1 protein-coding gene is annotated in these 548 nt (G+C 63.1%); it reads left to right on the plus strand.

What is annotated here, in order from left to right; genetic code table 11:
* Nucleotides 1–71: 71 nt before the first annotated feature.
* On the plus strand, nucleotides 72–548 hold a 477-nt coding region (locus ACGLHR_RS52185; protein ID WP_400104023.1), incomplete at its 3' end, for a hypothetical protein.

Below are 548 nucleotides of genomic sequence, written 5' to 3' on the forward strand. Positions count from 1 at the left end.
AAGGAGCAACTGGAACACGAACTCGCCGAGCTGAGAAGAGCTGCAAAGCGCGCGTAGCCTGACTGCGGCCCGTGAAGAAGAAGCTTGTTGCGCCATACATTGCCGAGGCCGAACGCACGCCGGCGGTGCTGAAGGTGCTGGCCTGGGGTGAAGGTCTGCTGGCGCTCATCCATCGTCTGGTGGAGAACGCGGGGCACATGAAAGACGAGGTCGCGGTGCTCAAGGGAGAGAAGAAGCGCCCCACGTTCAAGCCAAGCCGCATGCATGAGGAGGCCGGCAAAGCCAGCGAGTCCAATCGGCAGCAGCAGGGCAAACCAGCCAGACGACGCGGTTCGCCCGCCAGGAGAAAGACGGGGCAGCTGAAGATCGATTGCGAGCAAGTCATTCAGCCGGCCGAGTCGATCCCGTCTGGCTCGCGGTTCAAGGGCTACCGGGATTTCGTGGTGCAGGACCTCGTGATCGGGACACACAATACGCGCTACCGGCTCGCACGCTGGCAGACTCCGGACGGTCAAACGCTGACCGGGCAGTTGCCCAAGGCCGTTGCC

The organism is Cupriavidus sp. CuC1, from assembly GCF_044627735.1.
GTDB classification, from domain to species: domain Bacteria; phylum Pseudomonadota; class Gammaproteobacteria; order Burkholderiales; family Burkholderiaceae; genus Cupriavidus; species Cupriavidus ulmosensis.